13 protein-coding genes are annotated in these 14902 nt (G+C 68.1%); 9 read left to right on the top strand and 4 right to left on the bottom strand.

Annotation, left to right across the window (positions count from 1 at the left end; translation table 11 throughout):
• Positions 1-212 precede the first annotated feature (212 nt).
• Positions 213-767, bottom strand: coding sequence for a sigma-70 family RNA polymerase sigma factor (locus KHC27_RS19075; RefSeq protein WP_213341182.1), 555 nt, complete (start codon positions 765-767; stop codon positions 213-215).
• Positions 764-937, bottom strand: coding sequence for a NepR family anti-sigma factor (locus KHC27_RS19070; RefSeq protein WP_425514896.1), 174 nt, complete (start codon positions 935-937; stop codon positions 764-766). Before KHC27_RS19070 ends, KHC27_RS19075 begins: the two co-directional genes overlap by 4 nt.
• A 297-nt stretch (positions 938-1234) precedes the next feature.
• Between KHC27_RS19070 and KHC27_RS19065 the strand changes: the two genes are divergently transcribed.
• From KHC27_RS19065 to KHC27_RS19035, 7 genes are all read left to right on the top strand, one after another.
• On the top strand, positions 1235-2038 hold the full coding sequence (locus KHC27_RS19065; RefSeq protein WP_213341180.1) for a response regulator: 804 nt from the start codon (positions 1235-1237) through the stop codon (positions 2036-2038).
• A gap of 10 nt (positions 2039-2048) precedes the next feature.
• Positions 2049-3371 carry a sensor histidine kinase gene (locus KHC27_RS19060; RefSeq protein ID WP_213341178.1) on the top strand — a complete coding sequence of 441 codons (1323 nt, stop codon included), beginning with the start codon at positions 2049-2051 and terminating at the stop codon, positions 3369-3371.
• A 201-nt stretch (positions 3372-3572) separates the two neighbouring features.
• Positions 3573-3983 carry a hypothetical protein gene (locus KHC27_RS19055; RefSeq protein ID WP_213341176.1) on the top strand — a complete coding sequence of 137 codons (411 nt, stop codon included), beginning with the start codon at positions 3573-3575 and terminating at the stop codon, positions 3981-3983.
• Between the two features lie 111 nt (positions 3984-4094).
• Positions 4095-4649 carry a PRC-barrel domain-containing protein gene (locus KHC27_RS19050; RefSeq protein WP_213341174.1) on the top strand — a complete coding sequence of 185 codons (555 nt, stop codon included), beginning with the start codon at positions 4095-4097 and terminating at the stop codon, positions 4647-4649.
• A gap of 135 nt (positions 4650-4784) precedes the next feature.
• Entirely contained in the window at positions 4785-7580 is a 2796-nt protein-coding gene (locus KHC27_RS19045) for a [protein-PII] uridylyltransferase (protein ID WP_213341171.1), read from the top strand.
• Positions 7581-7645: 65 nt separating this feature from the next.
• Positions 7646-8551, top strand: coding sequence for an AEC family transporter (locus tag KHC27_RS19040; protein WP_213341169.1), 906 nt, complete (start codon positions 7646-7648; stop codon positions 8549-8551).
• A gap of 103 nt (positions 8552-8654) precedes the next feature.
• Complete coding sequence (locus KHC27_RS19035; protein ID WP_213341167.1) at positions 8655-10871, top strand: transglycosylase domain-containing protein; 2217 nt, start codon at positions 8655-8657, stop codon at positions 10869-10871.
• A gap of 52 nt (positions 10872-10923) precedes the next feature.
• Here the strand turns inward: KHC27_RS19035 and KHC27_RS19030 are convergent, their stop codons facing one another.
• On the bottom strand, positions 10924-11688 hold the full coding sequence (locus tag KHC27_RS19030; protein ID WP_213341165.1) for a M48 family metallopeptidase: 765 nt from the start codon (positions 11686-11688) through the stop codon (positions 10924-10926).
• Positions 11689-11763: 75 nt separating this feature from the next.
• Positions 11764-12291 carry a GcrA family cell cycle regulator gene (locus KHC27_RS19025; RefSeq protein ID WP_213341163.1) on the bottom strand — a complete coding sequence of 176 codons (528 nt, stop codon included), beginning with the start codon at positions 12289-12291 and terminating at the stop codon, positions 11764-11766.
• 371 nt (positions 12292-12662) lie between these two features.
• Here KHC27_RS19025 and KHC27_RS19020 point away from each other — a divergent pair, with 371 nt between their 5' ends.
• Both KHC27_RS19020 and argF read left to right on the top strand, forming a co-directional pair.
• Positions 12663-13871 (top strand): aspartate aminotransferase family protein, encoded by a 1209-nt coding sequence (locus KHC27_RS19020; RefSeq protein ID WP_213341161.1) that lies wholly within the window; start codon positions 12663-12665, stop codon positions 13869-13871.
• Positions 13868-14791, top strand: a complete 924-nt coding sequence (gene argF, locus KHC27_RS19015; RefSeq protein WP_213341159.1) for an ornithine carbamoyltransferase — start codon at positions 13868-13870, stop codon at positions 14789-14791. The genes KHC27_RS19020 and argF overlap by 4 nt, the downstream gene beginning before the upstream one ends.
• Positions 14792-14902 lie beyond the last annotated feature (111 nt).

Here is a 14902-nt window from a genome sequence, read left to right as displayed (position 1 = left end):
TGGGCCTATCCCACCAAGCCCACCCTCAGTAACGTGGCCTGAGGACGACGCTTACACAGCGCCCACGCCGCCGCTCACACGCCGGCGTGGGCGCTGCATACAAGCCGCGCTCCATGCGGCGGGCACGCCGCATGGGCGAAGCCACCCGCTCCCCGCCGACGTTCAGTCACCGGGAGACAGGGCCGCGACGTGTCGAAACGTATGGAAAGAGATCAGGGACGGTGCACGGCGGCAATCGCCGCACGGGTCGGCTGGTCGGGGCCGAAGTCTTCTGCCGTATCGATGGAGAGCATCTCGCCAAGCCGGCGACGGGCACGATTGACGCGGCTCTTGATGGTGCCGACAGCGCACTGGCAGATATCGGCCGCCTCTTCATAGGAAAAGCCGGACGCACCCACCAGAACGAGCGCCTCGCGCTGGTCCGGGGGAAGCCGATCCAGCGCCGCCCGGAAATCCTCGAAATCGAGATGGGTGGTCTGATCAGGGTTGGTCGTCAGCGTCGCGGCGAAAAGCCCGTCGCTGTCCGGCACCTCGCGGCGCCGCTTGCGGTACTCCGAGCGGAACAGGTTCCGCAGAATGGTGAAGAGCCAGGCCGAGAGGTTGGTGCCCGGCCGAAAGCTCGAAATATTGGCGAAGGCACGCAGCAGCGTCTCCTGCACCAGATCATCAGCCCGATCGACGCTTCCACTCAGTGAAATGGCGAAAGCGCGCAGATTGGGGATCGCCTCGATGATCTCGTTGCGCAGCGCGGGATCGAACTTGCTCACCGCTCATTCTCCCCGGCGGAGCCGTCGCTCTTCTCGCCCTTTGCCGCGCCTTCCCGCTCATCGAGCTGGGACAGCAGATCGAGGAATCGATCCGGCACCCCCTGCCGCACGACATCGTCATACATGGCGCGCAGGTGCTGACCGATCTTCGACTGAACGTCGCGGCTCAACGTGGTTCCTGGCGCAACCGCGGAATCACCCCTGCGCATCTGGGAAACCGTCGCTCCGCCGGTCCGAACGGATCCAGCTTCCGCCTGCTCGTCTTCCATGCTTTTTCGTCCCGACATTAGGCCTCCCGAGCGCCCGGAACACTCCACATCCGCCGCTTGGTACGGCTCTAACCAGCCAGGCGGCGCCAGGTTCCCGCGTCGAGATAAATTCGAACGATTTTTTTACGGCGACAAGGAACCCATCACGGGCAGAGCGCGTTAGGCTGCGATTACTGGAAGTCCTACGGGGAGACGTCTGTGAGCACATCGCAGCTGGTCGCGCAGCACCTGCCTTTCCTTCGCCGTTATGCACGCGCGCTGTGCGGTAGCCAATCCGCGGGCGACGCCTATGTTACCGCCCTGCTCGAGGCGATCATCGCCGACCCCGAGGCGTTCGACCGGACGGTCGATACGCGGGTATCGCTCTATCGGCTGCTCACCCGGCTGTGGAACTCCGTCGCCATCAACAATGAAGTCGATCCCGTCACACCCGCCATTCGTGGCGAGCAGCGGCTCGGCCATATCACGCCCCTGGTGCGGCAGGCCTTCCTGCTCGTCTCGCTCGAGGGTTTCGACGAGAACGATGCGGCCGCCGTGCTGGATGTTCCGGCCACACGGCTGCGGGGACTAGTAGAAGAAGCCGGCCGTGAACTTGCGGCCGAGATCGCGACCGACGTGCTCATCATCGAGGACGAGCCGTTCATCGCACTCGACCTTGAGGGTTTGGTCGAGGGGCTGGGCCATCGCGTCACCGGCATTGCGCGCACCCACTCCGAAGCCGTCGCGCTGGCACGCCGCCGCACCCCCGGCCTCGTCCTCGCCGATATCCAGCTTGCGGATGGAAGCTCGGGGCTCGACGCCGTCAACGAACTCATCGAAAGCGTCGAAGTGCCGGTGATCTTCATCACCGCCTATCCCGAGCGCTTCCTCACCGGCGTCCGCCCGGAGCCCGCCTTCCTCATCGCCAAGCCTTTCCAGCCGTCGACCGTGGCGGCGGTCATCAGCCAGGCGCTGTTCTTCGAGCGAAAGGCACGCCCACGGGAGCAGCGCGCGACCGCCTGAGCGCTCGCCGATGGAAGGTATGCTGACAGATCTTGACGCAGTGACGCGTGTCGTCACCGCGGCATCGTCGCTCGCCATTGCAGCCGGAGTTTTCCGCCTGCTGCAGATTCGGCGCGATCTGCCGCGCGGCGTGCGTTGGCTGGTGTTCCTGCTGGGAACGCTGATCATGGCCGTCGGCGTGCTCTCCATTCTCATCAGCTTCGACAACGGAGCGTTGATCACGCTGTTTCAGAGCACGGCCCGCGTGGTCGTGTCTCTGACCGCCGTGGCGGGAGCCATCGCGCTCTGGTCCAACTACCGTTCGCTGCTGAACCTCCCCTCCCCCGGAACTTTTGCCAGCGAACAGCGGAGGCTGACGCTGGAACTCGCCACCGCGCTGCAGCGGTACGAGATGGCCCTTCGTGGCTCGAACGTCGCCATCTTCACCCAGGATGGCGACCTGCGGTACACCTCGATCAGCAAGCCACTTTTCGGCCTGCCGATCGAGCGGGTGCTCGGCTCGACCGATCTCGACCTGCTGGACGAGAAGCACGCCCGCCCCATCGCCAACCTCAAGCGCGAAGCCTTCGCGGCCAACGAGACCCGCAAGGGCGAGGTGGAGGTTGATGAGGAAGGCGCCAAGCGCTGGTATGACCTGCATATCGAGCCGCTGCGCGATCTCAATGGCGCCACCATCGGCCTGACCGGCGCCGCGGTGGACGTGACCGACCGCAAGGAGAACGAGCAGCATCTGCGGATGCTGATGCGCGAGCTTACCCATCGGTCCAAGAACCTTCTCGCGGTCATTCAGGCGATGGCACGCCAGACGGCACGCCATGCCGGCACCATCGACGACTTCGTCGAACAGTTCAGTGCCCGGCTGCAGGCCCTGGCCCGCTCCCATGACCTTCTGGTGCAGGAAAGCTGGCACGGTGCGTCCCTCGGCGACATGGTGCGCTCGCAGCTCGGCCATCACCTCAACCGCGAGGGCAGTCAGGTCACGATCGAGGGACCGGACATCCTGTTGAAGCCCGAAGCGGCGCAGAATCTCGGTCTTGCCCTGCACGAACTGTCGACCAACGCGGCGAAATACGGTGCTCTCTCCGTTCCAGGCGGGCATGTGCTCATCCACTGGGCCCGCCGCAGCCTCGAAGAGGGCGGCGGCATCGACCTCAACTGGACCGAAAAGGGCGGGCCCAAGGTCACCACGCCCGCTGGCCGCGGCTTCGGATCGCTGGTTATCGAGCGCAATCTGTCGCGGGCGCTGGACGGCGAGGTTGTGCTCGCCTTCGAGCCCGAAGGCGTCATGTGCCACGTCGTCGTGCCCGAGCAGCACGTGACCATCGTGCGCTGAACGGCCGGCGATCTCACACGGGTATGTGAGAACGGCTGCGAAGGAACTTAATGATTTTTTCAAAGTTGGATGGAGGACGCGATCATGGTGATCGCTTTTCCATTCAACCGATCAGAGCCCGCATTCGCGGCGTGCCAATTATGCGCGCCGAAGGTGGTTGCGTGCGGGCATGAGCGCGTTGCGAGACGGGAGTAGGCTCCAATGGCACGCGTTCCTTTCACCCGCTCCTACCCGGCAACCCTGCGTGTGTCGCTTGCCGTCGTTCCTGTACTGGTCGCCGTCTCCGGGCTGGGCGCGGTCGCCGCGGCGTCGGTGGGTTCTTCCGGCTCCCAGCCGGCGATGTCGGTGGTGATCCAGCCCTCGGCTGGCGCGGGCATCAACCGGGAGGCCAAAGCCCCTCGGCTTCCCCTTCCCGTCAGCCGCTCGGGCGGTGAAGCGATCGTTGAGACTATTCCAGCAGCGGCGACCAGCATTGTGGCAAAAGCAGCGAAGATCGTGAAGTCACCGACCCGCAGCAATGCGCTTCCGCGCGGTTGTCTCTCGGCTCTGGGCGCGCTTCGTACCAACAGCGCGACGGAAGAACTTACCATCTGCGTCGCTGACGCTCGATGATCCCGAACGTATCTTTCCTTACGTAAGAGGAACATTGCCCGGACGCACGAGTTGACCAACCAGACGGCAACACGCCGCACTCGTCTTGGAATAAACGACCGGGAGAATGTGATGACGAACAAGTTCGTGACCCTGACTGCTCTGGCCGCCCTGTCTCTCACCCCCGCGGTCGCGCTCGCCCAGTCTGCCGCGCCGACGACCCCGCCCGCTGCCACCGAGACCGCGCCCAGCACGGCACCGGTGAACCCCTCCACCACCGCACCGGCGGAAAACATGCCCTCGCAGGCCACCGTGTCGCCGACCGGCGCCCGCTTCATCAACGAGCAGGCCGCGGGTCAGTGGATGAGCAGCGACCTCGTCGGCACCAATGTGGTCACGGCCACTGACGAATCCCTCGGCTCGATCAGCGATCTGATCGTGGAGAAGGATGGCCGCGTGACCGCCGCGGTGATCGACGTGGGCGGCTTCCTCGGCATCGGCGCCAAGCCTGTCGCTGTCTCGTTCAACGCGCTGACCGTGGCGCCGGCCGACAACGGCCAGAAGGTGGTGGTGTCGGCCAGCCGGGACGAGCTGAACCAGGCGCCCGAATTCAAGACTCTGGAGCAGAGCCGCTCGGCTTCCTCCACGCCCGCGACCACCCAGCCGGGCGCCCAGCCCACCCAGTGAGGCGTCGGGCTTTCAATCAGGCCAAACGACGTGCCCGGCCTCCGCCGGGCACGTCTCGTTTTGGAAGCCGCCAAGGCCGATGACGCCGCCGGTGTGATCGGTTAAATCGGGAGGGTTGTGCAGCCGGACGACCCCATGAACGAGATACGCCGCCGTCGCCGTTCCGATTTCGCGTTCCGCGAGCTCTTCGACATGGAGGCGGTGCGGGCCGAGCTCCATGTGCTGGGCCGGCAGCATCTGACCCAGCCGGAAGGCGGGGAGACCGGCCTTCGCACCCGTGTCGCGAAATACCTCAAGAAAGTGCACGCCGACGGCCAGGCGGTGGCTCAGCGCTGGCTGACACAGGATGGCTCCGGCCGCCGCTGCGCCGAGCGGCTGTCCCGGCTGCAGGACGAGATCATCACGCTCGTCCATGAGCTGGTGACGACCTACCTTTACCCCTCCGACAATCCTTCCACCTCCGAACGCATGGATATCGTCGCCATCGGCGGCTATGGCCGCGGGCTGATGGCGCCGGGCTCGGACACCGACATCCTGTTCCTGCTGCCCTACAAGCAGACAGCCTGGGGCGAAAGCGTCGCCGAAGCCATGCTCTATGTCCTGTGGGACATGGGGCTGAAGGTCGGCCACGCCACCCGCTCCATCGACGAGTGCATCCGCCAGGCTCGCGCGGACATGACGATCCGCACCTCACTGCTGGAAGCCCGGCTCATCGTCGGCAAGAACGCCATGTTCGATGAGATGGTCCGCCGCTTCGACCGTGAAGTGGTGGAGGGCACGGCCGCCGAGTTCGTTGCCGCCAAGCTGGCGGAGCGGGAGGAGCGGCTGAAGCGCGCGGGACAGTCGCGCTACGTCGTCGAGCCGAACGTGAAGGACGGCAAAGGCGGCCTGCGCGACCTCCACACGCTGTTCTGGATCGCAAAATACGTCTACCGCGTGCGCGAGACCCGCGAACTGGTGGCCAAGGGCGTGTTCACCGCCGAAGAAGCCGCGATCTTCCGCCGCTGCGAGGATTTTCTCTGGTCGGTCCGCTGTCACCTCCATTTCCTCGCCGGCAAGGCCGAGGAACGCCTCGCCTTCGACCTCCAGCGCGACATGGCCGAGCGGCTCGGCTACACCGCTCACCCTGGCCTCAGGGATGTCGAGCGGTTCATGAAGCACTACTTCCTCGTGGCCAAAGAGGTTGGCGACCTCACGGCGATCGTCTCCGCTGCCCTTGAGGAGCGGCACGAGAAGCCGGTGCCGCGGCTCAACCGGATGATCGCCCGGCTGCGCTCCTCGCCGCGCCGGACGCTGAAGGAAAGCCGCGACTTCATTGTCGACCATGACCGCATCAATGTCGCCGACGCCGACGCATTCACCCGCGATCCGGTGAACCTCATCCGCCTGTTCCACCTCGCCGACCGCCATGAGCTGGCGTTTCATCCCGACGCGGTGCGCCTCGCCACCCGCTCCCTCAAGCTCATCGATCAACGGGTACGGGAAGACGCCGAGGCCAACCGGCTCTTTCTGGAAATCCTCTGCTCGCGCAAGACGCCGGAGATCGTGCTGCGGCGGATGAACGAGACCGGCGTGCTCGGGCGCTTCGTGCCGGAATTCGGCCGCGTCGTCGCGATGATGCAGTTCAACATGTACCATTCGTACACGGTGGACGAGCACCTCATCCGCTCGATCGGTGCGCTGACTGAGATCGAGCGCGGCGACCGTCCCGAACTCGGCCTCGCCACCGAATTGATGGGCCAGATCAAGAACCGCCAGCTGCTTTACGTCGCGGTGTTCCTTCACGACGTCGCCAAGGGCCGGCCCGAGGACCATTCGATCGCGGGGGCCAAGGTCGCGCGACGGTTGTGTCCGCGCTTCGGCCTGTCGCCCGCCGACACCGACACCGTTGCCTGGCTGATAGAACAGCACCTCGTCATGTCGAGTGTCGCGCAGTCGCGCGACCTCTCCGACCGCAAGACCATCGAGAACTTTGCCGCCGTGGTGCAGAATCTCGAGCGGATGCGGCTGCTGCTGATCCTCACCACCGCCGATATCCGCGCGGTCGGGCCGGGCGTGTGGAACAACTGGAAGTCGCAGCTCCTGCGCACGCTCTATCACGAGACCGAGCCGGTCATCACCGGCGGCTTCTCCGAGAGCAACCGCGTGCAGCGGGTCGGGCGGGCGCAGCGGGAGTTCCGGGCGGCGATGGGGGACTGGGGCGAGGAGCGTCTGGAGCGCTACATGGCCCTGCATTACCCCGCCTATTGGCTGCGCGTGGACCTCGAACACAAGCTGCAGCACGCCCGCTTCATCGCCGAGGCGGAGGCCGCCGGGCGCGCTCTGGCAACGACCAGTCGGACCGATCAGGCGCATGGTGTGACCGAATTGACCGTCCTCGCCCCCGATCATCCCAAGCTGCTGGCGGTCATCGCCGGGGCCTGCGCCAGTGCCGGGGCGAACATCGTCGACGCCCAGATCAGCACCACCACCGACGGACGCGCGCTCGACACCATCTCGCTGACCCGCGCCTTCGAACAGGACGCCGACGAGCTGCGGCGGGCCGACCGCATCTCCACCGCCATCGAGAAATCGCTGTCGGGCGAGATCCGCCTGCCCGAGGTGGTGGCGCGCCGCCTGCCAAAGCGCCCCCGCGCCTTCACGGTGGAATCCGAGGTGACGCTCAATAATGCGTGGTCCAACCGCCACACCGTGATCGAGGTCTCCGGCCTCGACCGGCCCGGCCTGCTCTATGGCCTGACCCAGACCCTCTCGCGCCTCAACCTCAACATCGCCTCCGCCCATGTCGCGACCTTCGGCGAGCGGGCGGTCGACGTGTTCTATGTCACCGACCTGATGGGCGCGAAGATCATCGGCGCCGCGCGCCATTCGGCGATCCGGCGGGCGCTGCTGCATGTGCTGGACGCCGATGACGACGCCTCAGCGACGTAAGGCGGTATGGCGGCGGCGCCCACGACGCGGTATCGACATGACGTTGGGGTGACGAGGGAACGGGCGTGCAGCAGATCGCGCTCATCATGACGTGCCTTGCCATCGGCGTGGTGCTGCGGTGGAGCGGGCGGCTGCCGGACAACGCCGGCAAGGTGCTGTCCGGCTGGGTCATCAATGTCGCGTTGCCGGCGGCGGCTCTGGAGAGCTTCCACAAGCTCAGCGTCCATCCCGACTGGTGGATGGCGGCCGCCACGCCCTGGCTGGGCGTCGCCGCGGCCGTCGCGGTGCTGGTGCCGCTGTGCCGGGCGCTCGGCTGGTCGCGCGGGCGCACCGGGGCGCTGCTGCTCGCCGCCGGCTGGGGCAACACCTCTTTCGTCGGCCTGCCGATGATCGCCGCCTTCGCCGGCAGCCAGTGGCTGGGCCTCGGCATCGTCATCGACCTGTTCGGCTCCTATCTCGCCCTGTCCACCCTCGGCCTCGCCATCGCCGCGGTGGCCAGCGAGGGGCGGCTGGACCCTGCCGCGGTCGGGCGGCGCATCGCCACCTTTCCGCCCTTCATCGCCATCCTGATCGCGTTTGCGACCAACCACCTCGACCGTCCCGGCTGGGTCGACGAGATGGTCACCGCGCTTGCCGCCACATTGACGCCGCTCGCGCTGGCGGCGGTGGGATTTGCGCTGCGCTTCGACCGGCTGGGCGCCCATCTCGCTCCGCTTGGAGTCGGCCTCCTCCACCGGCTCGTCGTCGCCCCGGCGCTGCTTCTTCTGCTCTATGCCGCGCTTGGCCAGACCTCCGACCCCGTCGCCAAGGTCGCGATGCTGGAGATGGCGATGCCGCCCATGCTGGGCGCCAGCGTCATCGCCATGGACAACGACCTCGAGCCCGATCTCATCGCCGCGGTGATCGGCCTCGGCGTGCCCCTGTCCATGCTCACGGCCTGGGCGTGGTGGACGGTGATCGCCGCGCTGTAATCCCGCAGAAACCCGCGCTGCCGCTACGTCCCGCCCTTAACCGCCCTTTAAAATGACCCGATTTAAGGTTCGTTTACCGGCAGGGACGGGAGTGGATGGACGCATGGCATCGGGACAGAGGAGCGGCGGGCGGCGCGAGCCGAGCCTCGGCGGCCCTTATGCGCCCGAGCTGAGACTGCGCCCGGACGACCGGCCCGGCCCGGGGGCCGCGGCGCGCCGCGCCACTGACGAGGACGCGCCCGAAGCGCATGTCGACGACCCGGAGGATGCCTTCATTTCCGCGCGCGCCAAGCCCCGCTCGCCAGCCCGCTCCCGCCGGTCCGCCCGCCGCGGCTTCGGCATAGGCCGGCTTTTCTACTGGAGCTTCGTGCTGGGAATCTGGGGCGTGCTCGGGCTGGCCGGGCTCATCGCCTATGAATCCACCCAGCTTCCCCCGATCCAGAACCTCGTCATCCCCGACCGTCCGCCCACGGTCTCGATCCTCGCCTCGGACGGCAGCGCGCTGGCGGTGCGCGGCGAGATGCGCGGCGCCGCCGTGCCCCTGCGCGCCCTGCCGCCCTATGTGCCGCAGGCCTTCGTCGCCATCGAGGACCGCCGGTTCTATTCCCATTACGGCATCGACCCGCTGGGGCTCGGCCGCGCCATGGTGGTGAACCTCACCTCCGGCCGGGTGCGGGAGGGCGGCTCCACCCTCACCCAGCAGCTCGCCAAGAACCTGTTCCTGACGCAGGACCGCACCTTCTCGCGCAAGATTCAGGAGCTGATCCTCGCGCTCTGGCTGGAGACCAAATACTCGAAGAACGAGCTGCTCGAGCTCTACGTGAACCGCGTCTACTTCGGCGCCGGCGCCTACGGCATCGAGGCGGCCTCGCAGCGCTATTTCGGCAAGCCGGCCCGGCAGCTCGGCCTTGCCGAGGCGGCCATGCTCGCGGGGCTGATGAAATCGCCCTCGGCCCTCGCCCCGACCCGCAACCTCAAGGGCGCGCAGGACCGCGCCGCCATCGTGCTGGGGGCGATGCAGGACGCCGGCTTCATTACCGCCGAGCAGGAGAAGGCGGCGCTGGCCAAGCCGGCCACCCTGTCGAAATCCCCCGTCGACAACCTCGCCGGCTACGCCGCGGACTGGGTGATGGAGCAGCTTGAGCCCCTCATCGGCGCGGTGGACCACGACATCGTGGTGCAGACGACGATCGATCGTTCCGCCCAGGTTGCCGCCGAGAAAGGCCTGTCGGAGACCCTCGCCAAGAACGGCGCCAAGTTCGACGTCGAACAGGGCGCGGTTGTGGTGATGGACACCAATGGCGCGGTCAAGGTCCTCGTCGGCGGGCGCTCCTATGAGGACAGCCAGTACAACCGGGCGATCACCGCCCGCCGCCAGCCGGGCTCGGCCTTCAAGCCCTTCGTCTACCTCACCGCCATGGAGCGGGGGCTGACGCCGGATTCCATCCGGGACGATGCCCCGATCAAGCTGAAGGGCTGGAAGCCGGAGAACTATTCGCACGAATATCGTGGCCCGGTGACGCTGCAGACCGCCCTGTCGCTCTCGCTGAACACGGTGGCGGTGCGGCTGGCGCTGGAGGTCGGACCGGAGGAGGTGACGAAGACCGCCAAGCGGCTCGGCATCACCTCCAAGCTCGACCCCAACCCGTCCATCGCGCTGGGCACCTCCGAGGTGTCCGTGCTGGAACTGGCCAGCGCCTATGCGCCCTTCGCCGACGGCGGGCTCGCGGTGTCGCCCCACATCGTCGACCAGGTGCGCGACGCCAAGGGCAAGGTGCTCTATGCCTTCGCCCTGCCGGAGAACCCGCAGGTGGTGGCCCCGCCCCATGTGGCGATGATGAACCGCATGCTGCGCGAAACGCTGGTGAGCGGCACCGCCAAGCGCGCCGACCTGCCGGGGTGGCCGGCCGCCGGCAAGACAGGGACCAGTCAGGATTACCGCGACGCCTGGTTCGTCGGCTATACCGGCCGCTACATCGGCGCGGTCTGGATCGGCAATGACGATTCCTCGCCCACCAAGAAAGCCTCCGGCGGCGGTCTGCCGGTCGAGATCTGGAGCCGGGTGATGCGCACCATGCATGACGGACAGCCCGTGGTCGCCCTGCCCGGCAGCGGCTACGAGCAGGCCATCGGCCAGGCCACCGCCCAGGGCGACGTGCCCGACGAGCCGGTCATGACCGGCGGCGGCTACCCCGGCAGTTCGCCCGGCGGCGGTTATCCCGCCCCGCCGGCCAATGTCGGCGGCGGCACCCGGCCGGCGGCAGCGCCCGGCCCCGGTCTCGACGACTGGCTGATGGACAAGCTGTTCGGCCGCACCTGATCCGCTTCAGCGGGCGCCGCGACCGGATGTCGGGCTGTCCCGCCGGCGGCGCTCAGCCCCCGGCACGCTCGCCATAGCGGTGGAGGCTGGCGCCGTGGCTGCGCAGCCAGCGCTCGGCCTGTTCCCGCTCCGGGAACAGGCGGTCCACGGTCGCCCAGAAGGCCGGGCCATGGTTCATCTCGCGCCGGTGCGCCACCTCATGGGCGGCGAGATAATCCAGCACGAAAGGCGGGGCGAGGATGAGCCGCCAGGAATAGGACAGGCCGCCGTTCGAGGAGCATGAGCCCCAGCGGCTGGCGGTGTCGCGCAGGGTGATGCGGCCGATGGCGACGCCGAGCGCGGCGGCATGGCGGCGGCTCGCCTCGGTGAGGTCGCGCCGGGCTTCGCGCTTGAGGAAATCGGTCACCCGCCGCGCCACATGAGGCAGTTCGCCGGCGACGCAGAGCACCGGCTCCCCGCCCGCGACCTCGGGCCAGACCATGCCGCGGCGATCCGGCCGGTGGACGATGCGGTGGGGAACCCCGCGCAGCGGGAGCAATGCCCCGGGTTCCAGGGCGACCCGTTCGGGCAGGCGGGACAACCGCGCCGCGATCCAGCCGGTGTAGCGCTGGGCGAAGGCATGGGCCTCCCTCACCGAGCCGCGGGAGGGCAGCGTCAACACGACATCGCGCTCGACGGCCCGGACGCGCAGGGTGTAGCGCCGGGCGCGCGGGTGGCGCCGGAGCGAGACCACCACTTCACGCCCCTCGATCTTCAGGACGATGGGCGCGAGCGGCTCAGGCTGCGGCGCGACGGCGGTGGAGCGGCGAAACAGCATCGACGGGCGGCCTCCTGCGGCGATCCGCCGGACGGCGCGCAAGGCCCGCCCGCGGCAAGCACCGGACGCCGAGGGTCAGATGCGGGCGACCCTACGGTCGCGGCGCCGATCCTGGACCGGCTGGTAGGCAATGCGCGCGTGCTGGGCACAATAGGGCAGCCCGGTCTTGGTGCGCGAGCCGCAATAGTAGAAATCGGACTTGCCGGGATCGCCCACGGGCCAGCGGCAGGAAAACTCGGTGAGGTCGAGAATGGTGCAGCGCTGCGCCATCGCCACCACGGTGGCGCTGACCGGATCCGGCGTGGCGACGGGTTCGGCCTCTTCGACATCCGGCGCCACCGCCAGGGCGTTGTTGCCGCTGACCATGGGGCGCGGGCGTACCGGCTGCGCCGTCGGCTGGGGCCGCACCGGAGGCGTCTTGCTGCGCGGACGCGCCGCGGGCGCCGCCGCGGTCTTGGCCCGGCCGGAAAGACCCAGCCGGTGCACCTTGCCGATCACCGCGTTACGCGTGACACCGCCCAGTTCGGCGGCGATCTGGCTGGCGGAAAGTCCCTCGGCCCAAAGTTTCTTGAGGAGCTCGACGCGCTCGTCCGTCCAGTTCATCGCTGTGCCTCCTAGAGCTCATCGATCGCCGGCAGAATCCCGCTCCGATCCGGCCAGGATTGACCTGGTCGGCTCAACGCCGCCACTGGGGGATTACCGCCGCACGAGATGTCGTATCCGACGAGGGGGACGCTACAATATGCATCGACTCTCGCGAAGTGGCCTCGGGGCCGAAACGATCGTTTTCCCCAGATGCGAGTCCGCAGCGCAACACAGGCCGGTGGCGCCGCACCGGTTGAACCGCCGGGGCCGATTCGCTACAATCTGGTCATTAGGGTGCCGCCCCCGCAAGGGCGGCACGTTTCATTTTGGACCCCCGCCTTGAGGCTCCACCGAGCCGCCGGCACCTCGAGAAAGAAGTGGAGGGGCGCGTGATCGATCCCATCCTGCCGACCTACAACCGCGTGGACCTCGTCTTCGAGCGTGGCGAAGGCGCCTGGCTGTTCACCCGGGATGGCGAGCGATATCTCGACTTCACCGCCGGCATCGCGGTGAACGTGCTCGGGCATGCGCACCCCCACCTCGTCGCCGCCCTCACCGAGCAGGCCGGCAAGATCTGGCATCTGTCCAATATCTTCCGCATCGAAGGCGGCGAGCGGCTGGCGCAGCGCCTCGTCGCGGCGACCTTCGCCGACACCATGTTCTTCACCAATTCCGGTGCGGAAGCGCTGGAATGCGCGATCAAGATGGCGCGCAAGTACCATTTCGCCAATGGCGCGCCGGAGCGCAACCGCATCATCGCCTTCAACGGCGCCTTCCATGGCCGCACGCTGGCGACCATCTCCGCCGCCGGCAACGCGAAGTATCTCGAGGGCTTCGGCCCCGCCATGCCCGGCTTCGACCATGTGCCGTTCGGCGACCTCGACGCGGTGAAGGCGGCGATCGGGCCGGAGACCGCCGGCATCCTCATCGAGCCGGTGCAGGGCGAGGGCGGCGTGCGCTCGGCCTCGTGGGCGTTCCTGCGCGAGCTGCGCGGGCTGTGCGACGAGCACGGCCTGCTGCTGATGCTCGATGAGGTCCAGTGCGGCGTCGGCCGTACCGGCAAGCTGTTCGCCCATGAGTGGGCCGGCATCACGCCCGACATCATGGCCGTGGCCAAGGGCATCGGCGGCGGCTTCCCGGTCGGGGCCTGCCTCGCCACCGAGGAAGCCGCCAAGGGCATGACGCTCGGCACCCACGGCTCCACCTATGGCGGCAACCCGCTGGCGATGAGCGTCGCCAACGCGGTGCTGGACGTCGTCACCGCCGAGGGATTCCTCGAGCAGGTGCAGGCGACCGCCGCCCGGCTGCGCCAGCGCCTCGCGGAACTGAAGGACCGCCACCCCGCCGTCATCGCCGAAATCCGCGGCGAAGGCCTGCTGCTCGGCCTGCGTACCCTCGTGCCGAATGGCGACCTGATCGCGGCAATGCGGGCCGAAGCCATGCTCGCGCCCGCCGCGTCGGACAATGTGGTGCGCCTGCTGCCGCCGCTGAACATCGGCCAGGCCGAGATCGACGCCGCGTTCGAGAAGCTCGACGCCGCCTGCACCCGGATCGAAGCTCAGCTTCGGCAGGACGGCGTGAAGGGAGCGGCGGCATGAGCGCCATCAAGCATTTCCTCGATCTGGACGCCCTGCCGGCCAGCGAGCTGCGCACGCTGATCGACCTCTCCCGCGACCTCAAGAGCCGCCGCCGCGAGGTGGCCAGCGCCAAGCCTTTCGCCGGCAAGGTGCTGGCCATGGTGTTCGAGCAGCCCTCGACCCGTACCCGCATCTCCTTCGACGTGGCGATGCGCCAGCTCGGCGGTGAAACCATCATGCTGACCGGCGCGGAGATGCAGCTCGGGCGAGGCGAGACCATCGCCGATACGGCGCGGGTTCTCTCGCGCTATGTCGACGCCATCATGATCCGCATTCTCGACCACGACGCGCTGCGCGAGCTGGCGGCGAACGCCACCGTGCCGGTAATCAACGGCCTGACCCGGGACTCCCATCCCTGCCAGATCATGGCGGACGTGATGACCTTCGAGGAGCACAAGGGTCCGATCGGCGGGCGCACGGTGGCCTGGACCGGGGATGCCAACAACGTGCTGGCCTCCTGGGTCCACGCCGCGCAGCGCTTCGATTTCGCATTGAACGTCGCCACCCCGCCGGAGCTGGCGCCGCGCCCGGCGCTGGTCGATTTCGTGCGGGAGACCGGCGCGCGGGTGACCTTCGGCCACGATGCCGAGGCAGCGGTGGAGGGCGTCGACTGCGTCGTCACCGACACCTGGGTGTCGATGGGCGACAAGGAGGCGGAGCGCCGCCACAACCTGCTGCGCCCCTTCCAGGTGAACGGCGCACTGATGCGCCGTGCCGCGCCGGACGCCATCTTCATGCACTGCCTGCCCGCGCATCGCGGCGAGGAAGTGACCGACGAGGTGATGGACGGCCCCCAGTCCGTGGTCTTCGACGAGGCCGAAAACCGTCTGCACGCGCAGAAGGGCATCCTTGCCTGGTGCCTCGAAGGCGCGGAGGCCTGAACGCGGCCGCCTCCAGCGGCGCCCGTCGCAGCGGGCGCCGCCTGCCGTTTCGGCTGACGCCGCAGGGCGGGCGGGGCTAGGTTCGCACGGCCCTCGCAAGCCCGCCGGCGG

This window comes from Ancylobacter lacus (assembly GCF_018390635.1).
GTDB classification, from domain to species: domain Bacteria; phylum Pseudomonadota; class Alphaproteobacteria; order Rhizobiales; family Xanthobacteraceae; genus Ancylobacter; species Ancylobacter lacus.
Note: the sequence above shows the minus strand (reverse complement) of the source record. Positions and strands in the feature narration are given on the sequence as shown.